The following is a 19,156-nucleotide window of genomic DNA, read 5'->3' as shown; positions in this document are numbered from 1 at the left end:
CCATGAGCGAGGTGCGCGTTCATCTGGCCAGGGAGATCCTCGGTGATCTCTGGCGGCACAAGCTGCAGGTGGTGCTGGCCATCGCGGTGCTGATCACCGCCTTTGCGGTGATCCTGGTGACCAACATGACCCGCGGTCTGACGGCCAAGCAGAACGACCTGATGGCGGAGGAGGATCGCCTCAATATCGAATGGCGGCACCTGTTGCTGGAGCAGGGGACACTGGCCGAGCACTCCCGGGTGGCGAGTCTGGCCATGGACAAGTTGCAGATGGCTCGCCCGCTGGTGACCACCGAGAAGGTAATTACACAACCATGAAACGCAAGGCTTCCGCCAAGGCCCAACCCAAGGTCAAAGCTCCGTCACTCTATCCGTGGCGCTTTCGCACGCTGGTGTTCTTCATCGGCATTGCGTTTGCCGGCTTGATCCTGCGACTGGCCTGGATCCAGGTGATCGACCCGGATCGGCTGCGCCAGGAGGGGGACATGCGTTCGCTGCGTACCACCGCCACTCAGGCGGTGCGCGGCATGATCACCGATCGCAACGGCGAGCAGCTGGCGGTGTCGGTGCCTGTTGAAGCTGTCTGGGCCGATCCCAAGACGGTGCACGAGTCTGGCGCCATCCATAACGAGCGGGCCTGGCTGGCCCTGTCCGCCGTGCTCAAGCTCGACATCAACACCCTCAAGCACCGCATCTCCAACCCGAGCAAGCGCTTCGTCTACCTGCAGCGTCAGGTGACGCCGGCGGTGGCGGAATACATCAAGGGCCTCAAGCTGGGCGGCATCTATCTGCGCCCCGAGGCGCGCCGTTTCTATCCGACCGGCGAAATCAGCGCCCATCTGGTGGGGGTAACCAACATCGACGGTAGCGGCATCGAGGGGATCGAGCGCAGCTACAACGAGTGGCTGACGGCAACCCCTGGCGAGATGCGGGTGCGCAAGGACAGGCAGGGCCGGGTCATCGAGCGGCTTGGTCTGGTCAAAGAGGGCAAGAACGCCAACGACCTGCAGCTGAGCATCGATCAACGGGTGCAGGCGCTGGCCTACCGGGCGCTCAAGCGGGCCACCGACGAGAACAAGGCGACCTCCGGCTCCATGGTGATGCTGGACGTCAAGACCGGCGAGGTGCTCGCCATGGTCAACACCCCTTCCTACAACCCCAACAACCGCGGTCAGTACCAGAGTTTCCGGGTGCGCAACCGGGTGGTGACTGATACCTACGAGCCGGGCTCCACCGTCAAGCCGTTGATCCTGCTCAGCGCGCTGCAGGCCGGCGTTACCAGCTGGAAGGACACCATTCCTGGCGGCCCACTGTTTATCGGGGCCAAGCAGATTCGCGACGTGAGTATCCACAAGGCGACCAACCTGTACGACATTCTGCGCTACTCCTCCAACATCGGCATGTCGCGCATCGCGCTGCGGATGCCGGCGCAGGAGATGATCAACACCCTCAGCATGGTGGGCTTCGGGATGGACACCGGCAGCGGCCTGATGGGTGAGAGCAGCGGCATGCTGCCCCAGCGCCGGCGCTGGTCCGACATCGAACGGGCCACCCTGTCGTTCGGCTATGGCCTGCGGGTCACCCCGCTGCAGCTGGCCTCCGCCTATGCCACCCTGGCCAACAAGGGCAAGCGGGTGCCGCTCTCCATCGTCAAGGTGGCCGAGCCGCCCAAGGGGGAGCAGGTCATCGACCACAACAACGCCACCGCCATGCTGCAGGCGCTGGAGTACGTGGTCAGCAATGCCATTCCGAAAGCGCAGATCCCCGGTTATCGGGTCGGCGGCAAGAGTGGTACCGCCAAGGTTGCCGTCGCGGGTGGCTACGGCAAGGACTACATGGCCTGGTTCGCCGGTTTCGCCCCGGCCAGCAATCCCCGTTTCGTCATGGTAGTGGTGATCAACGAGCCCAAGGGCGACGCCTACTACGGTGGCGCCGTGGCGACGCCGCCGTTTGCCGAAGCCATGGGCGGGGTACTGCAGCTCTTCAATATTCGTCCCGACGCGGTGCCGCCTGCGGTGCCCACCAAACTTGCCCGTACGGAGGCTTCCAATGTTGTCCCGCGCACTTGATCAACTGATGCGCCCCTTTGGCATTACTGCCCCGGCGCTCGCGCTTACCGACATCCAGCTGGACAGTCGGCGGGTCGGGCCCGGTTGTCTCTTCGTGGCGATTCGCGGGCATCAGGTGGATGGAAGACGGTTTATCGAACAGGCGGTGGCTCAGGGAGCGACCGCCGTACTGTTTGAAGAGGACGGTGAATTCGTGGCACCGGCACTGAGTGTGCCTTGTCTCGGGATCCCGGATCTGCCAGCTAGGCTCTCCGAGCTGGCCGGCTATTGCTACGACCAGCCGGCCGGCAAGCTGGATCTGGTGGGCATCACCGGCACCAACGGCAAGAGCACCACGGCGCTGCTGGTAGCCAACTGGCGCACCCTGCTGGGGGGCAAGGCCGGGGTGATGGGCACCATCGGCAACGGCCTGTTCGGCGATCTGGTGGAAGCGGAAAACACCACCGGCAGCGCGGTGCAGGTGCAGGCCAATCTGGCCGCTCTGCAAGCGCAGGGGGCGGATCTGGTGGCGATGGAGGTGTCCAGCCACGGCCTGGTACAGCATCGCGTGGCGGCCCTGCCGTTTGCCGCTGCCGTGTTCACCAACCTGAGTCGGGATCATCTGGACTATCACGGCACCATGGAGGCCTACGGCGCCGCCAAGGAAGAGCTGCTGAAACTGGTGGACGAACCTTGCGCCGTGCTCAATGCCGACGACCGGTTGGGCCGCCAATGGCTGGCCGCCTATCCGGCCGCAGTGGCGTTCAGCGTGCACGGCCCGGTGGCCGGTCACCCGGGGCGACAGCTGACGGCGCAGGATCCCCATTTCCACCAGCAAGGTTTTCGCACGCAGATTAACTCCAGCTGGGGGAATGGTGTATTATCCGCCCCCTTGCTCGGGCGCTTCAACGTCAGCAATGTGCTGGCCGCGATGGGCGCCATGCTGGTGCTCGGTTATGACTTCGACGAGTTGCTGGCCAGCGCGCCGCAACTGCAGCCGGTAACCGGCCGCATGGAGTGCTTCGGTGGAGGCAAGGCGCCGCTCGCCGTGGTCGATTATGCCCACACGCCGGATGCGCTGGAGAAGGCCTTGCAGGCCCTGCGGGTGCACTGTGAAGGACGGCTCTGGTGCCTGGTGGGTTGTGGTGGCGACAGGGATCGCGGCAAGCGTCCCATGATGGCCGCCATGGCCGAGCTGCATGCGGATCGCGTGATCCTGACCGATGACAATCCCCGTACCGAGGAGCCGGCCCGGATCATGGCCGACATGGTGGCGGGTCTTCGCGATCCCGGCGCCGTGCAGATCGAGCACGACAGGACCAAGGCAATCCAGCTGGCACTGAGCCAGGCGAGCAAACAGGACATCATCCTGGTGGCCGGTAAGGGTCACGAGGATTATCAGATCATTGGAACCGACAAGCGGCACTACAGCGACCGGGAAACCGTCGCGGCCGCTTTGCACACATTATTGGAGTCATTCGCATGATGACCCTCAGGCTTGCCGAGCTGGCGCAGGTACTCGATGCCCGTCTGATTGGTGAAGACGGAGCGATCACGGCTGTCAGCACCGACACCCGTACCTTGGGCGCAGGCGCGCTATTCGTTGCGCTGCGCGGCGAACGTTTCGATGCCCACGATTTCTGCGAGCAGGCCGTGGCCGCCGGGGCATCGGCCTTGCTGGTCGAGCGTGAACTGCCGTTGGCGATCCCCCAGCTGGTGGTGACCGACAGTCTCAAGGGACTGGGTCGCCTCGGTCGGCTGGTGCGCGAGCGGATCAACCCGAAAGTGCTGGCCATTACCGGCAGCTGCGGCAAGACCACGGTGAAGGAGATGGCGACCGCCATCCTGCGTCAGGAAGGGGACGTGCTGGCCACCGCCGGCAACTTCAACAACGAAGTGGGGGTACCGCTGACCCTGCTGCGCCTCGAGCCGCAACACCGGTTTGCAGTGATGGAGCTGGGGGCCAACCACCCGGGCGAGATCGCCTGGACCACCTCGCTGGCCAAACCCGATGCCGCCATCATCAACAACGTGGCGGCCGCCCACCTGGAGGGCTTCGGCTCGCTGGAAGGGGTATTCCACGCCAAGAGCGAAATCTTCGAGGGGCTGGGTGAAGGTGGCTGCGCCATCGTCAATGCCGACAACGAATTCTGGCCGAAGTGGCAGGCTCGCGGGATCCAGTGCGCCTTCTCCATCGAGGATCAGCGTCAGCTGTTCCACGCCAAAGACGTGGTGATCAACCAGCAGGGCTGTGCCGAGTTCGTCATGGTGACCCCGCAGGGCGAAGTGAGCCTGACCCTGGCCATCCCGGGCCGCCACAACGTGGCGAACGCCCTGGCCGCCGCCGCCGGCACGCTGGCGCTCGGTGCCTCGCTCGCCTCGGTCAAGGCCGGGCTCGAGCAGATGGCGCCGGTCAAGGGCCGTTTCTGCGTCCAGCGCTGGGGTGGTCTCACTTTGGTGGACGATACCTACAACGCCAGCGTGGAGTCCGTGCTGGCGGGCATCGATGCCCTGACCGCCATGAGCGGCTACAAGGTGCTGGTGTTCGGTGACATGAAGGAGTTGGGTGAGGAGTCCGCCGAGCAGCACGCCCGGGTCGGACGCCACGCCAGCGAGCGCGGCCTCGATGCCGTGCTGACCGTAGGGGAACAGAGTCGCCACACCGCAGATGCCGCGGCTGGCCGACATTTCGATAACAAGGCGTCGTTGTTTGAAGTGCTTGCGCAAATGATAAATACACATCAAGAAATCGCGATCCTGGTCAAGGGTGCCCGCGGCTCCCGTATGGAAGATATCGTCGAGATGGTCAAAGACCGTCAGGAGTCAGCCACATGCTAGTCTGGCTGGCGGAACTGCTCACCCCGCACTTCACCTTCTTCAACGTCTTCTCCTACCTGACGTTTCGCGCCATCCTGTCGATCATCACCGGCCTGGTGGTGGCGCTCTGGATGGGGCCTCGCCTCATCCGCCGATTGCAGATCCTCAAATTTGGCCAGGTGATCCGCAATGACGGACCCGAGTCGCACCTGAGCAAGAAAGGCACCCCGACCATGGGCGGCCTGATGATCATTGCCGCCATCTTCATCTCGGTGCTGCTCTGGTGCCGCCTCGACAACCCCTATGTCTGGTTGGTGCTGTTCGTGCTGGGCGCCTATGGCGCCATCGGCTTTGCCGATGACTACCTCAAGGTGGTGCGCAAGAACACCGATGGCCTGATCGCCCGCTGGAAGTACTTCTGGCAATCCGCCGTTGCGCTGGGGGTGGCCGTGTTCCTTTACGCCACCGCCACGCACGACGGTCAGACCCAGCTGGTAGTGCCCTTCCTCAAGGACGTGATGCCGCAACTCGGGCTGATGTTCATCGTATTGACCTACTTCGTCATCGTCGGCACCTCCAACGCGGTCAATCTCACGGATGGCCTGGATGGTCTCGCCATCATGCCGACCGTGATGGTGGCGGGGGGCTTCGCCTTCATCGCCTGGGCCACCGGCAACGTCAATTTCGCCAACTACCTGCATATTCCCTATGTGCCCTATACCTCCGAGCTGGTGATCGTCTGTACCGCCATCGTCGGGGCGGGTCTGGGTTTCCTCTGGTTCAACACCTACCCGGCCCAGGTATTCATGGGGGACGTGGGCTCCCTGGCGCTGGGCGGCGCGCTCGGCACCATCGCCGTGCTGGTGCGTCAGGAGTTTCTGCTGGTGATCATGGGCGGCGTCTTCGTGATGGAGACCGTCTCGGTGATCCTGCAGGTGGGGTCCTACAAGCTGCGCGGCGTGCGCATCTTCCGCATGGCACCGATCCATCACCACTATGAGAAGAAGGGCTGGCCGGAGCCGCGCGTCATCGTGCGCTTCTGGATCATCACGCTCATGCTGGTGCTGCTCGGCCTCGCCACCCTGAAGGTGAGGTAAGCCATGGTCATCATCATCGGACTCGGCAAAACCGGACTCTCCTGCGTCGATTACTTCCTCGGCCGTGGCGTGACGCCGCTGGTGATGGACACCCGCGCCAACCCGCCCGGCAAGGATCAACTGCCTGCCGAGGTGGCGCTCATCCACGGGCTGGATGGCGAGCTGCTCAAGCAGGCGCACATGATAGTGGCGAGCCCGGGCATTGCCCTGGCTACGCCCGAACTGCAAGCGGCCGCCGAGTTCGGGGTGCGCATCGTCGGCGACATCGAGCTGTTCGTGCGCGAGACCCAGGTGCCGGTGATCGCCATCACCGGCTCCAACGGCAAGAGCACGGTCACCACCCTGGTGGGCGAGATGATCGCCGAAGCCGGCCTCAAGGTCGGGGTGGGTGGCAACATCGGCACGCCGGCGCTCGAGCTGCTCAAGCAGCCGATGGATCTCTGCGTGCTGGAGCTCTCCAGCTTCCAGCTGGAGACCACCCACAGCCTGCGCGCCGCCGCCTCCGTGGTATTGAACCTCAGTGAAGATCATATGGATCGCTATCAGGGCATGGCCGACTATCGCGCCGCCAAGATGGAGATCCATCAGCACTCACAGCACATCCTGATCAATCGCGACGATGCCCAGACCCTGCCCGACGTGGGGCAGGTGTGGCAGAGCTTCGGCCTTGACTGCAACGGTTACGGTCGCTGCGAGCTGGATGGCCGTCACTGGCTGACCCTGCACGGCGAGCCGTTGCTGGCGGTGGACGAGATGAAGATCGTCGGCGCCCACAACCAGGCCAACGCGCTGGCCGCCATGGCCCTGTGCGATGCGGTCGGTATCCCGCGCGAGCCGCAGTTGCGAGTACTGCGCCGTTTCGAGGGGTTGCCCCACCGTGCTCGCTTCGTGCGGGAGGTAAACGGGGTGCGCTGGATCAACGACTCCAAGGCCACCAACGTGGGGGCGACTCTGGCTGCCGTGGCCGGGGTGCGTGAGTCGGTGAAAGGCCGTCTGCTGTTGCTGGCCGGTGGCCAGGGCAAGGGCCAGGATTTCGGCCCGGTGCAGGCCCTGCTCGGCAGCCAGATCGATCACATGTACTGCTTTGGCCAGGATGCCGAGGTGCTGCTGGCGCTGGGTGAGCAGACCGAGCGGGTGGCGGATCTGGATGCCGCGGTCGCCAAGGCGGCTGCCGATGCCAGACCCGGCGACTGGGTGCTGCTGGCGCCGGCCTGCGCCAGCCTGGACCAATTCAAGTCTTTCGAAGCGCGCGGTGATCGTTTCACCGAGCTGGTACAGAAGTTATGAACGCCCTTCGCGCAGTCGCAGGCTTCTTGCAGCGCTGGCTGTTGCCGGCGCGCCCTGCCGGTCTCTATGACCGGCAGCTGGTCGTGCTGGCGCTGGCGCTGATGGCGGTGGGTCTGGTGATCGTGGCCTCCGCCTCGATCCCGGAGGGGATCGCCATCAACAACGATCCCTTCATGTTCGTGAAGCGTCACGGCCTGTTTCTGCTGATGGCGCTCGGCATCTCCTGGTTCGTGCTGCAGGTGCCGATGGCGCGCTGGCAGCACTACAACGGCCCCATGCTGCTGCTGGCCATCGTCATGCTGGTGCTGGTGTTGCTGGTGGGCCGCAGCGTCAACGGCTCGGTGCGCTGGTTGCCGCTTGGCCCGTTCAACCTGCAGCCGGCCGAGTTCGGCAAGCTGGCGCTGTTCGTCTATCTGGCGGGTTATCTGGTGCGCCGTCAGAGCGAGGTGCGCGAGCGTTTCATCGGTTTCATGAAGCCGATGGCGGTGCTGTTCGTGGTGGCCATCCTGCTGCTGGCCCAGCCCGATCTGGGCTCCGTGGTGGTGATGTTCGTCACCTCGCTCGGCATGCTGTTCCTGGCCGGCGCCCGCTTGGTGCAGTTCATCGGCCTCATCCTGGTGGGGGTGAGCGCCGTGGTGACCCTGATCATCGCCGAGCCGTACCGGATGCGGCGGGTGACCTCCTTCCTCGATCCCTGGGCCGATCCGTTCGGCAGCGGCTACCAGCTGACCCAGTCGCTGATGGCCTTCGGCCGTGGCAGCTGGTTTGGCGAGGGGCTTGGCAACTCCATCCAGAAGATGGAGTACCTGCCGGAGGCGCACACCGACTTCGTGTTCGCCATCCTGGGGGAAGAGCTGGGCTATGTGGGCGTGCTGGGCGCGCTGTTTCTCATCTTTGCGCTGGCAATCAAGGCGCTCAAGCTGGGGCACCAGGCGCTGGTGGCCGAGCGACTGTATGAAGGCTATCTGGCCATCGGCATCGGCATCTGGTTCAGCTTCCAGACCTTCGTCAACGTGGGGGCAGCCAGCGGCATGATGCCGACCAAGGGGTTGACCCTGCCGCTGGTCAGTTATGGTGGTTCGAGCCTCATCATCATGATGGTGGCGGTGAGCATGTTGATTCGTATCGATTTCGAGTTGCGCCAGGCCAGTGCCCAGGCGCGCGTGCGGGAGGTTTAGTGAGCAAGACGCTGTTGGTGATGGCAGGCGGTACCGGGGGCCATGTGTTCCCCGGCTTGGCCGTGGCTGATCGCCTCAAGGCCCAGGGCTGGACCATTCACTGGCTCGGCACCGCCGACCGGATGGAGGCCGAGCTGGTGCCTGCCCATGGTTACCCCATCTCCTTCATCGATATCCAGGGGGTGCGTGGCAACGGCATCAAGCGTCTGCTGGTGGCGCCCTATCGCATCGTCAAATCAGTGCTGCAGGCGCGCCGGGTGCTCAAGACCATTCGCCCCGACGTGGTGCTCGGCATGGGCGGCTTTGCCTCCGGCCCGGGTGGCGTGGCGGCCTGGCTGTCCGGTATCCCGCTGCTGCTGCACGAGCAGAATGCTGCTGCAGGCCTGACCAACAAGCTGCTGGCTCGCCTCGCCAAGCGGGTGCTGATGGCATTTCCGGGCGCCTTCGCGCCGAGCCGTCGCACCGCCGTGGTGGGCAATCCGGTACGCCCCGAAGTGGTGGCACTGCCGGATCCCCAGTTGCGCAGCGGGGCAGAGCCCCTGCGGCTGTTGATCGTCGGTGGCAGCCTGGGGGCCCGGGTGCTCAACGAGCAGGTGCCGCCAGCGGTGGCGGCGGCCGGCGTGCCCATCGAGGTACGTCACCAGTGTGGCAAGGGCAATCGGGATGCCGTGGCCGAAGCCTACGCCAAGCAGGGTGTTGCGGCTGAAGTGAGTGAATTTATCAAGGACATGGCCGGTGCCTATGCCTGGGCCGATCTGGTGGTGTGCCGGGCGGGGGCGCTGACCGTCTCCGAAGTGGCTGCCGCCGGGGTCGCCGCCATTTTTGTACCACTGCCTCACGCGGTGGATGATCACCAGACCCGCAACGCCCTGACCCTGGTCGATTGCGGTGCGGCTGAATTCCTGCCCCAATCCGAGCTGACGACGGCCTCGCTGGCTGCCCGTCTCTCCTGGCTTGCCGGGCGCAGGGAAACCCTATTGAACATGGCTCAGGCCGCCCGTCGCGTGGCCATTACCGATGCCGCCGAGCGGGTTGCCGATGAGTGCAAACGCCTGGCGACCGGGCAGATTGAGAGAGAACTATGACCAAGGTTGAACTGGCAAAACTGCGTACCGTTATCCCTGAAATGCGCCGCGTGCGTCGCATCCACTTCATCGGCATCGGTGGTGCCGGGATGGGCGGTATCGCCGAAGTGCTTGCCAACGAAGGGTATCAGGTAACCGGCTCGGATCTGGCCCGCAATGCGGTGACCGAGCGACTCGAGTCCCTTGGCGCCCACATCTTCGTCGGTCACAGTGCCGAGCACGTGAACGAGGCGAGCGTGGTGGTGGTCTCTACCGCCATCAAGCAGGACAACCCCGAGCTGCTGGCCGCCCGCGAGCTGCGCATCCCCGTGGTGCGCCGCGCCGAGATGCTGGCCGAGCTGATGCGTTTCCGCCACGGCATCGCCATCGCCGGCACCCATGGCAAGACCACCACCACCAGTCTGGTGGCGAGCATCTATGCCGAAGCGGACCGGGATCCGACCTTCGTCATCGGCGGTTTGCTCAACAGCGCCGGAACCAATGCCCGCCTGGGCAGCAGCCGCTATCTGATTGCCGAGGCGGACGAGAGCGACGCCTCCTTCCTGCATCTGCAGCCGATGGTCTCCATCGTGACCAACATCGAAGCGGATCACATGGATACCTATGGTGGCGACTTCTCCAAGCTGAAGGCCACCTTCATCGACTTCCTGCACAACCTGCCGTTCTACGGGCTGGCCGTGGTGTGCGTGGATGACCCGGTAATCCGCGGCATGCTGCCGGAGATCGCTCGTCCCACCATCACCTACGGCCTGAGTGATGATGCCGACGTGCAGGTGCTGGACTTCGTGCAGACCAGCAACCGCAGTCGCTTCCGGGTGCGCCGCAAAGATGCCGGCGAGCTGGAGGTGACTCTCAATCTGCCCGGCATCCACAATGCGCTCAATGCCGCCGCGGCGATTGCGGTCGCCACCGAGGACGGGATCGGCGATGATGCCATCATCCGGGCGCTGGCCAAGTTTGAAGGGGTCGGTCGCCGCTTCCAGCAATATGGCGAGTTCGAGACCGGTCGCGGCAAGGCCATGCTGGTGGACGACTACGGTCACCACCCGAGCGAGGTCAAGGTCACCATCAACGCCGCTCGCGCCGGCTGGCCCGAGAAGCGGTTGGTGATGGTGTTCCAGCCGCACCGCTACACCCGTACCCGTGATCTCTACGAAGACTTCGCGGATGTGCTTTCCAAGGTGGACGTGCTGGTGATGCTGGAGGTTTATGCCGCCGGTGAAGAGCCGATTCCGGGCGCCGATGGCCGTGCCCTGTGCCGTTCCATCCGCTCCCGCGGCAGCCTGGAGCCCATCTTTGTCGCGACGCCGGACGATGTGCCGGCGGTGCTGGCCGGGCTGGTCGGCGAGGGCGATCTGGTACTGACCCAGGGGGCAGGGAACGTCGGCGCACTGGCTCGCCGTCTTGGCGAGATGAAATTGAGCATCGAGAGCATGAAATCCGGCGCCTGAGGGCCCAATGAGTATTTTGACCGCCAAGCCGGGGCCTATATAATGGCGAACCGGTCTGCAAAGGGCCGGCATGGCGCGTTAAACGGGGATCGATCGGGTGGAGGCAAGGGCACAAGGGCGCACCAAGGGGGGCTTCATCGCCGGGGTGGGATTTTTCATCCTGGTCATGTGGGGCCTCTACCAGACCGCGCTGGATGTTAAAGATTGGCTGACGGATGCCAATCGGTTGCCCATGAGCGAGCTGTTGCTGCAGGGGCAACACCAGTATTTGCAAACCGATGAACTGCGCAGCGCCGTGCTGGATGGCGCCGAGTTGCGCAACTTCTTCGAGTTGGATGTGAACGAATTGCAGGCGCGGTTGAACGCCTTGCCTTGGGTGGCCCAGGTCTCGGTACGCAAGAAGTGGCCCAACAAGATCAAGGTCTACCTCACCGAACAGGCGGTCGCGGCCCGCTGGAACGGCAACCGCTTCGTCAACACCAAGGGTGAGGTGTTCAGTGCGCCGGACAGGGTGAAGACCCCTCTGATGCAGCTGTCAGGGCCAGAAGATCAGGCCGTCAAGGTGCTGGAGGCCAGCCGCCAATACGAGGCGCAGCTGGCGGCCAGAGGGTACAAGCTGCTGGGGGTGAATCTGACCCCCCGCCATGCCTGGGAACTGACCCTGGATGGCAACATTCAGCTGTTTTTGGGGCGCTCGGATATTGCGCTTCGATTGCAGCGGTTTATCGATGCCTTTCCGGTCATCGAGCCTCGTGAGCGGGTTGCTTACGTGGATCTTCGATACGACACCGGAATGGCAGTTGGCTGGAAGAAGAACGAAGAGAAAGTGAATGACCAAAACCGCAGATAGAAATCTGATTGTCGGGCTGGATATCGGCACAACCAAGGTGGCGGTTCTGGTTGGCGAAGTGCTGCCAGACGGTGAGCTCAATGTCATCGGCATGGGCAGTCACGCCTCTCGCGGCATGGACAAGGGCGGGGTCAACGATCTTGATTCCGTGGTTAAGTCCCTGCGTCGCGCGGTGGAAGAGGCTGAAATGATGGCCGACTGCCAGATCAGCTCCGTCTATCTGGGGTTGTCCGGCAAGCATATCGACTGTCGCAATGAAACCGGCATGGTGCCCATCTCCGATGAAGAGGTGACCCAGGAAGACGTGGACAACGTCATCCACACCGCCAAGTCGGTACGGTTGTCCGATGAGCTCCGGGTGCTGCACGTGCTGCCCCAGGAGTTCGCCATCGACTACCAGGAAGGGATCAAGAACCCGGTCGGCCTCTCTGGCGTGCGGATGGCGGCCAAGGTGCACCTGATCACCTGCCACAACGACATGGCTCGCAACATCGAGAAATGTGTGGAGAAGGTGGGTCTGCGGGTGGATCAGCTGATCTTCTCCGCACTGGCGTCCAGCTACGCCGTGCTGACCGAAGACGAGAAAGAGCTGGGTGTCTGCGTGGTGGACATCGGTGGCGGCACCATGGACATGTCGCTGTTTACCGGCGGTGCCCTGCGTCACACCAAGGTGATCCCGTACGCCGGCAGCACGGTGACCAGCGACATCGCCTATGCCTTCGGCACCCCGCCGCTGGATGCGGAGGCGATCAAGGTGCGCTATGGCTGCGCCCTCGGCCGGCTGGTCAGCAAGGAAGACAATATTGAAGTACCCAGTGTCGGCGGTCGTCCGGCGCGCAGCCTGCAGCGGCAGACACTGGCTGAAGTGATTGAGCCCCGTTACACCGAGTTGCTCTCCATGGTGAATGATGAGCTGGTGCGGGTACAAAGCGAATTGAAAGCGCAGGGGGTCAAGCATCAGCTTGCAGCCGGTGTGGTCTTGACCGGCGGCGCTGCCCAGATCGAAGGCATTGTGGAGTGCGCAGAGCAGATCTTCCAGAGCCAGGTCCGGGTAGGGGAGCCCATGAATATCCGGGGATTGAGTGATTATGTGCAGGCGCCTGTGTACTCGACCGCGGTCGGGTTGCTGCAGTATGGCCGCACCCATCAATCCACCGGCAGTAGCAAGGAATATGCCGCCAAGGCAAGCGTAGGTGGGCTGGTCAAACGGGTCAGCAACTGGTTGCGTGGCGAGTTCTAAAAGATTTTGCTGAGTCAGGCAAATAAAGCGGAGAGACAACATGTTTGAATTTATGGATAGCCACACTGACGAAGCCGTCATTAAAGTGATTGGTGTGGGTGGCGGCGGCGGCAACGCGGTCGAGCACATGGTTCGTCAAAACATCGAAGGCGTTGAATTCATTACCGTCAACACCGACGCTCAGGCTCTGCGTAACTCCAGCGCCAACACAACCCTGCAGATCGGCGGTGGCATCACCAAGGGTCTGGGTGCCGGAGCCAATCCGGAAGTGGGTCGCGATGCGGCCATGGAAGATCGGGAAGCGCTGCGTGAGCTGCTGACTGGCTCCGACATGGTGTTCATCGCCGCCGGCATGGGTGGCGGTACCGGTACCGGTGCTGCGCCGATCGTGGCCGAAGTGGCCCGCGAGATGGGTATCCTGACAGTTGCTGTCGTAACCAAGCCGTTCTCCTTTGAAGGGAAGAAGCGGATGGGCTTCGCCGCTCACGGTATCGAAGAGCTGTCCAAGAACGTCGACTCCCTGATCACCATCCCCAACGACAAGTTGCTGAAGGTGCTGGGCCGCGGTATCTCCCTGCTGGACGCCTTCAAGGCTGCCAACGACGTACTGCTTGGCGCGGTACAGGGCATTGCCGAGCTGATCACCCGTCCGGGCTTGATCAACGTCGACTTCGCGGACGTGCGTACCGTGATGCGTGAAATGGGTACCGCGATGATGGGTACCGGTTCCGCCTCCGGTGATGACCGCGCCGAAGAAGCGGCCGAGAAAGCCATCTCCAGCCCGCTGCTGGAAGACGTGGATCTGGCCGGTGCCCGTGGCATCCTGGTCAACATCACCGCCGGCATGGACATGACCATCGAAGAGTTCGAAACCGTGGGTAACGCGGTCAAGGCCTTCGCCTCCGAGAACGCCACCGTGGTGGTAGGTACCGTAATCGACCCGGAAATGCACGACGAACTGCGCGTGACCGTGGTTGCCACCGGTATCGGTGCCGAGCGCAAGCCGGACATCACGCTGGTGAAGAACAACATGGTACAAGAGCGTCCGGCCCGTCAGCCCCTGATCAGCGAAGCCCTGCAGTCTCGCGTGATGGAAGAGGCTCCGGCCAAGGTGGTCAACGCCGAGCCGCAAGCTCGTCGCGAACCGGATTATCTCGATATTCCTGCGTTCCTGCGCAAGCAAGCTGACTAAGCCTCCAATGACGCTGGTTTGTTTGTTGCTTAAGGAATGTGCTAAGATGGCCCGGCAACGACCATCTGGTCAGGAATTTGAGCTGTTAAGCGGATACGCCCATGATTAGACAAAGAACCTTGAAAACGAGTGTCCAGGCCACCGGTGTCGGCCTGCATTCGGGCCGGAAAGTCACAATGACGTTCCGTCCGGCGCCTGTTAACACAGGGATCGTTTACTTGCGTACCGATCTGAATCCTGTGGTTGAGCTGCCAGCCAATGCCGATCAGGTGCGTGATACCGTGCTTTGTACCGCTCTGGTCAATGAAGCCGGTGTCCGAGTCTCTACTATTGAGCACCTCTCTGCCGCGCTGGCCGGGATGGGCATCGACAACCTCTATGTCGAGGTTGATGCGCCCGAGATCCCGGTGATGGACGGTAGTGCGCACCCCTTTATCTACCTGCTGCAAGAAGTTGGTATCCGTGAACAGAATGCGCCCAAGCAGTTTGTGCGGATCAAGCAGAGCATCCGGGTTGAAGACGGCGACAAGTGGGCGGAATTCCACCCCTATCGCAACGGCTTCAAGATGGATCTCGAGATCGACTTCCAGCATCCGGTATTTGAAGGACGCAATCAGCGTTGCGTGCTGGACTTCTCCGGTGCCTCTTTCGTGAAAGAGATCAGCCGTGCTCGTACGTTCGGTTTCATGCGTGACATCGAGTACCTGCGTTCCCAGAACCTGGCGCTGGGCGGAAGCCTGGAAAACGCCGTGGTGCTGGATGACTACCGGGTACTGAACGAAGATGGTCTGCGCTATGAAGATGAATTCGTCAAACACAAGATGTTGGATGCAATCGGTGACCTTTACATGTGTAACCGCAGCATTATCGGCGAATTCCGTGCCTACAAGACCGGCCATGCCCTGAACAACAAGCTGCTGCGTGCCTTGCTGGCCAAGCAGGAGGCCTGGGAACTGGTGACCTTCGAGGGTGAGGGCGACAAAGCGCCCATCGCTTACTACGATAACGGTCTGGTTCTGGCCTGATAGCTGTGCAACGGAACGTCGGTCTTCTCTCCGCACCGACGTTCCGTCATTTGTTTACTCCATTCTGTAATACCGATTATCTCCCGGTTTTATTTCCCGTGCGGGCCAATGGCCACACCTGACCGAGCAGACTGATTTCTATGAGCATTACCCTGATCCTCAATGGCAAGCAGCGACGCAAGTTGCACTTACCTAAACAACGTCTGGCCTGGGTCGGCGGTATCTTCTTCACTGTATTGGCCCTGAGTGGTGGCTGGCTCTGGCAGAGCTGGCATCAAAAAATGGAGGCGCTGGAAGTCGCGCTGGCCATGGCCGAACAGCAAAAATCCACGCAAGGGGCTGACGAAGCCCGCGAACAGCTTGCCATGCTGGCCGCCCAGGTGGGCACCATGCAGGGGCAGCTGGGTCGTCTCAACGCGCTCGGCGAGCGGCTGACCGAAAAGGCCGACCTCGATCCCGAAGAGTTCAATTTCAAGGAGCTGCCTCCCATGGGCGGCCCCTCCTATGATGCGGATCTGGAAGTCAGCCTCAACGAGCTGCAGGACTCCATGAAGCATCTCAGCCAGCAGCTCAGCAGTCGTGAAGAGCAGCTGTCGGTACTTGAATCTTTCATCATGAATCACCATATAACCGATGCCGGCTTTATTTCCGGAACACCGGTCAAGCAGGAGCGGGTTTGGGTCTCCTCTGGCTTCGGTGGCCGGGTCGATCCGTTCAACGGTCGTGCCAAGATGCACAAAGGGGTGGATTTCCGTGGCAAGCCCGGCACTCCCATTCTGGCGACGGGCCCGGGCGTAGTGAGCTGGGCGGGCCGTCATCCGGAATTTGGCAACATGGTGGAGATCAATCATGGCAATGGTTTGGTGACCCGCTATGCCCACAACTCCAAGTTGCTGGTCGAAGTGGGCACCCTGGTCGATGAGGGCCAGAAAATTGCCTTGATGGGACGCACCGGTCGCGCGACCGGGGTCCATTTGCATTACGAAGTGTTGAAAGATGGTCGTCAGGTGGACCCCGCGCGTTTTCTCAATGCCAGACGGGGTTAGGTTTTTTTCTCCAGGTTCCAGTGACGGAACACTTATATAACCAGAATAGTTGGTACCCATGATTAGCACACTGCTTACCAAGATTATCGGCAGCCGGAACGACAGAACGCTCAAGGCTCTGCGCAAAATTGTAAAACAGATCAATGCGATGGAGCCTCAGTTCGAAGCTCTGTCCGATGCACAGCTGCAGGCCAAGACGGCCGAGTATCGTCAGCGTCTGGAGCAGGGTGAGACACTGGAGCAGTTGCTGCCGGAGGCCTTTGCCACCGTGCGTGAAGCCTCTCGCCGGGTGTTCGGCATGCGTCATTTCGACGTTCAGCTGATCGGTGGCATGGTGCTGAACTCCAACCGCATCGCCGAGATGAAGACAGGTGAAGGTAAAACCCTCACCGCGACCCTGCCGGCCTACCTGAACGCCCTGAGCGGTCGTGGCGTGCACGTGGTGACCGTGAACGACTATCTGGCCAAGCGTGACGCCGAGGCGAACCGCCCGCTGTTCGCTTTCCTCGGCATGACAGTCGACTGCAACGTGCCCGGCATGGACGCGTCCCAGAAGCGTGACGCCTACGCCGCCGACATCACCTACGGTACCAACAACGAATTCGGTTTCGACTACCTGCGCGACAACATGGCGTTCTCGCCAGAGCAGCGCGTGCAGCGTCCGCTCAACTACGCGCTGGTGGATGAGGTGGACTCGGTGCTCATCGATGAAGCCCGTACCCCGCTCATCATCTCCGGCCCGGCAGAAGACAGCTCCGAGCTCTATATCCGTGTCAACAAGCTGATCCCGCTGCTGGTCAAGCAGGACAAGGAAGACTCCGAAGAGTACACCGGCGACGGCCACTACACGGTGGACGAGAAGAACCGCCAGGCATTGCTGACCGAGAACGGCCAGATCTTCGTGGAAGAGCTGCTCAAGAAAGAGGGGCTGCTGGCCGAGGACGACTCCCTGTTCTCCGCCACCAACATCAGCCTGCTGCACCACGTCAACGCCGGCCTGCGTGCTCACACCCTGTTTGAGCGCAACGTCGACTACATCGTCCAGAAGGACGAGATCGTCATCGTCGACGAGCACACCGGCCGTACCATGCCGGGCCGTCGCTGGTCCGATGGTCTGCATCAGGCAGTCGAGGCGAAGGAAGGGGTCAAGATCCAGAACGAGAACCAGACCCTGGCCTCCATCACCTTCCAGAACTACTTCCGTCTGTACGACAAGCTGGCGGGCATGACGGGTACTGCCGATACCGAAGCCTTTGAATTCCAGCAAATTTATGGCCTGGATACCGTGGTTATCCCGACCAACAAGCCGATGGTGCGCAAGGACATGGGCGATCTGGTCTACCTGACCGCCAACGAGAAGTATGCCGCCATCATCGAAGACATTCGCGGTTGCGTCGAGCGCGGCCAGCCGGTACTGGTCGGTACCGTCTCCATCGAGAACTCCGAGCTGCTCTCCGGCATCCTGACCAAGGAAAACATCCCGCACAAGGTGCTGAACGCCAAGTTCCACGCCATGGAAGCGGAGATCGTCGCCCAGGCCGGTCAGACCGGTGCCGTCACCATCGCCACCAACATGGCCGGTCGTGGTACCGACATAGTGCTCGGGGGCAACTGGCAAGCGGAAATCGCCCAGCTGGAGAACCCGACCGAGGAGCAGATTGCCGAGCTGAAAGCGGCCTGGCAGGTGCGTCACGATGCGGTATTGGCCGCCGGTGGTCTGCACATTATCGGTACCGAGCGCCACGAATCCCGTCGTATCGACAACCAGCTGCGCGGCCGTTCCGGTCGTCAGGGCGACCCGGGCTCCTCCCGTTTCTACCTCTCCATGGAAGATACCCTGATGCGGATCTTCGCCTCCGATCGCGTCACCGGCATGATGAAGAAGCTGGGGATGGAAGAGGGCGAGGCCATCGAGCACCCGTGGGTGACCAAGGCGATCGAAAATGCCCAGCGCAAGGTGGAAGGTCGCAACTTCGACATCCGCAAGAGCTTGCTGGAGTTTGACGACGTTGCCAACGATCAGCGCAAGGTGGTCTACGAGCAGCGCAACGAGCTGTTGGACACCAGCGACATCTCCGAGACCATCCACGTCATCCGTGACGATGTCTATGGCGCCATCATCGACGAGTACATCCCGCCGCAGTCCCTGGAAGAGATGTGGGACGTGCCGGGTCTGGAAGCCCGTCTGAAGTCTGACTTCGCACTGGATCTGCCGTTGCAGCAGTGGCTGGCGGAAGACGACAAGCTCTATGAAGAGAAGCTGCGCGAGCGCATCCTGGATGAAGCCACCAAACTCTATGCCCACAAGGAAGAGCTGGTCGGCAAGGAAGTGCTGCGCAACTTCGAGAAGGCGGTGATGCTGCAAACCCTGGACGGCCTGTGGAAAGAGCACCTGGCGGCCATGGATCACCTGCGTCAGGGCATCCATCTGCGCGGTTACGCCCAGAAGAACCCCAAGCAGGAGTACAAGCGCGAATCCTTCGATCTGTTCACCCAGATGCTGGAAACCCTGAAGCGCGACGTGGTCAGCATCCTGAGCCGGGTACAGGTTCAGGAACGCGATGTGGAGGCGATGGAAGAGCAGCAGCGCCAGCAGGCCGAAGCCGCTCCCCGCACCTACACCCATGCTGCGGCCGACAACCAGCTGGCTGACGACGAGGCCCAGGCCGAAGCGGCCCCGGTTACCTTCGTGCGGGATGAGCAGAAGGTGGGACGCAATGACCCCTGCCCATGCGGTTCAGGCAAAAAATACAAGCACTGCCACGGTCAGTTGACCTGATAGCGCAATGACGATGATGCACCGCCTCCGGGCGGTGCATTCATTTCCGGCAGGCAAAGAAG

The 19,156-nt window shown here is 62.3% G+C and carries 15 protein-coding genes; all 15 read left to right on the top strand.

All coding sequences use genetic code 11. The features are described 5' to 3' along the window. Positions 1–2: 2 nt before the first annotated feature. The 15 genes from ftsL (at position 3) to secA (ending at position 19,094) form a co-directional block, all read left to right on the top strand. Positions 3–317: a cell division protein FtsL gene (gene ftsL, locus OKC44_RS18910; RefSeq protein ID WP_005305726.1), complete on the top strand. Its 315-nt coding sequence runs from the start codon at positions 3–5 to the stop codon at positions 315–317. Then, entirely contained in the window at positions 314–2,068 is a 1,755-nt protein-coding gene (locus tag OKC44_RS18905) for a penicillin-binding transpeptidase domain-containing protein (protein ID WP_270814575.1), read from the top strand. Before ftsL ends, OKC44_RS18905 begins: the two co-directional genes overlap by 4 nt. Beyond that, positions 2,049–3,533 carry a UDP-N-acetylmuramoyl-L-alanyl-D-glutamate--2,6-diaminopimelate ligase gene (gene murE / locus OKC44_RS18900; protein WP_270814574.1) on the top strand — a complete coding sequence of 495 codons (1,485 nt, stop codon included), beginning with the start codon at positions 2,049–2,051 and terminating at the stop codon, positions 3,531–3,533. The genes OKC44_RS18905 and murE overlap by 20 nt, the downstream gene beginning before the upstream one ends. Then, positions 3,530–4,885, top strand: a complete 1,356-nt coding sequence (gene murF, locus OKC44_RS18895) for a UDP-N-acetylmuramoyl-tripeptide--D-alanyl-D-alanine ligase (protein WP_270814573.1) — start codon at positions 3,530–3,532, stop codon at positions 4,883–4,885. The genes murE and murF overlap by 4 nt, the downstream gene beginning before the upstream one ends. Beyond that, positions 4,879–5,961: a phospho-N-acetylmuramoyl-pentapeptide-transferase gene (gene mraY / locus OKC44_RS18890; protein WP_011707583.1), complete on the top strand. Its 1,083-nt coding sequence runs from the start codon at positions 4,879–4,881 to the stop codon at positions 5,959–5,961. The genes murF and mraY overlap by 7 nt, the downstream gene beginning before the upstream one ends. A 3-nt stretch (positions 5,962–5,964) precedes the next feature. Further along, a complete protein-coding gene (murD, locus tag OKC44_RS18885; protein WP_270814572.1) occupies positions 5,965–7,248 on the top strand; it encodes a UDP-N-acetylmuramoyl-L-alanine--D-glutamate ligase in 1,284 nt (427 codons plus the stop codon). Beyond that, a complete protein-coding gene (gene ftsW / locus OKC44_RS18880) occupies positions 7,245–8,426 on the top strand; it encodes a cell division protein FtsW (protein WP_016352178.1) in 1,182 nt (393 codons plus the stop codon). The genes murD and ftsW overlap by 4 nt, the downstream gene beginning before the upstream one ends. Further along, positions 8,426–9,511: an undecaprenyldiphospho-muramoylpentapeptide beta-N-acetylglucosaminyltransferase gene (murG, locus tag OKC44_RS18875; protein ID WP_270814570.1), complete on the top strand. Its 1,086-nt coding sequence runs from the start codon at positions 8,426–8,428 to the stop codon at positions 9,509–9,511. The genes ftsW and murG overlap by 1 nt, the downstream gene beginning before the upstream one ends. Next, the gene (gene murC, locus OKC44_RS18870; protein ID WP_010635950.1) at positions 9,508–10,962 is read left to right on the top strand and encodes a UDP-N-acetylmuramate--L-alanine ligase; all 1,455 of its coding nucleotides are present in this window, start codon (positions 9,508–9,510) and stop codon (positions 10,960–10,962) included. The genes murG and murC overlap by 4 nt, the downstream gene beginning before the upstream one ends. Positions 10,963–11,059: 97 nt before the next feature. Beyond that, positions 11,060–11,812: a cell division protein FtsQ/DivIB gene (locus tag OKC44_RS18865; RefSeq protein WP_017409434.1), complete on the top strand. Its 753-nt coding sequence runs from the start codon at positions 11,060–11,062 to the stop codon at positions 11,810–11,812. Continuing rightward, complete coding sequence (ftsA, locus tag OKC44_RS18860) at positions 11,793–13,052, top strand: cell division protein FtsA (protein ID WP_005305690.1); 1,260 nt, start codon at positions 11,793–11,795, stop codon at positions 13,050–13,052. Before OKC44_RS18865 ends, ftsA begins: the two co-directional genes overlap by 20 nt. A 40-nt stretch (positions 13,053–13,092) precedes the next feature. Continuing rightward, positions 13,093–14,244, top strand: a complete 1,152-nt coding sequence (gene ftsZ / locus OKC44_RS18855) for a cell division protein FtsZ (protein WP_005305686.1) — start codon at positions 13,093–13,095, stop codon at positions 14,242–14,244. 101 nt (positions 14,245–14,345) lie between these two features. Beyond that, the gene (lpxC, locus tag OKC44_RS18850) at positions 14,346–15,269 is read left to right on the top strand and encodes a UDP-3-O-acyl-N-acetylglucosamine deacetylase (protein WP_011707578.1); all 924 of its coding nucleotides are present in this window, start codon (positions 14,346–14,348) and stop codon (positions 15,267–15,269) included. 140 nt (positions 15,270–15,409) lie between these two features. Next, a complete protein-coding gene (locus OKC44_RS18845) occupies positions 15,410–16,315 on the top strand; it encodes a M23 family metallopeptidase (protein WP_016352175.1) in 906 nt (301 codons plus the stop codon). A gap of 58 nt (positions 16,316–16,373) precedes the next feature. Continuing rightward, positions 16,374–19,094: a preprotein translocase subunit SecA gene (secA, locus tag OKC44_RS18840; RefSeq protein ID WP_101614268.1), complete on the top strand. Its 2,721-nt coding sequence runs from the start codon at positions 16,374–16,376 to the stop codon at positions 19,092–19,094. The last annotated feature ends 62 nt before the right edge of the window (positions 19,095–19,156 follow it).

Origin of the sequence: Aeromonas sp. S41-2 (genome assembly GCF_027705845.1) — a bacterium.
Lineage (GTDB): Bacteria > Pseudomonadota > Gammaproteobacteria > Enterobacterales > Aeromonadaceae > Aeromonas > Aeromonas hydrophila.
This window is presented reverse-complemented; position numbering and strand designations above follow the sequence as displayed.

Coding starts and splice junctions, on each gene's coding strand:
- ftsW (WP_016352178.1), top strand. CDS start 7,245: ATGAACGCCCTTCGCGCAGTCGCAGGCTTCTTGCAGCGCTGGCTGTTG.
- lpxC (WP_011707578.1), top strand. CDS start 14,346: ATGATTAGACAAAGAACCTTGAAAACGAGTGTCCAGGCCACCGGTGTC.
- murD (WP_270814572.1), top strand. CDS start 5,965: ATGGTCATCATCATCGGACTCGGCAAAACCGGACTCTCCTGCGTCGAT.
- murC (WP_010635950.1), top strand. CDS start 9,508: ATGACCAAGGTTGAACTGGCAAAACTGCGTACCGTTATCCCTGAAATG.
- murE (WP_270814574.1), top strand. CDS start 2,049: ATGTTGTCCCGCGCACTTGATCAACTGATGCGCCCCTTTGGCATTACT.
- ftsZ (WP_005305686.1), top strand. CDS start 13,093: ATGTTTGAATTTATGGATAGCCACACTGACGAAGCCGTCATTAAAGTG.
- mraY (WP_011707583.1), top strand. CDS start 4,879: ATGCTAGTCTGGCTGGCGGAACTGCTCACCCCGCACTTCACCTTCTTC.
- ftsL (WP_005305726.1), top strand. CDS start 3: ATGAGCGAGGTGCGCGTTCATCTGGCCAGGGAGATCCTCGGTGATCTC.
- murF (WP_270814573.1), top strand. CDS start 3,530: ATGATGACCCTCAGGCTTGCCGAGCTGGCGCAGGTACTCGATGCCCGT.
- OKC44_RS18845 (WP_016352175.1), top strand. CDS start 15,410: ATGAGCATTACCCTGATCCTCAATGGCAAGCAGCGACGCAAGTTGCAC.
- secA (WP_101614268.1), top strand. CDS start 16,374: ATGATTAGCACACTGCTTACCAAGATTATCGGCAGCCGGAACGACAGA.
- OKC44_RS18905 (WP_270814575.1), top strand. CDS start 314: ATGAAACGCAAGGCTTCCGCCAAGGCCCAACCCAAGGTCAAAGCTCCG.
- ftsA (WP_005305690.1), top strand. CDS start 11,793: ATGACCAAAACCGCAGATAGAAATCTGATTGTCGGGCTGGATATCGGC.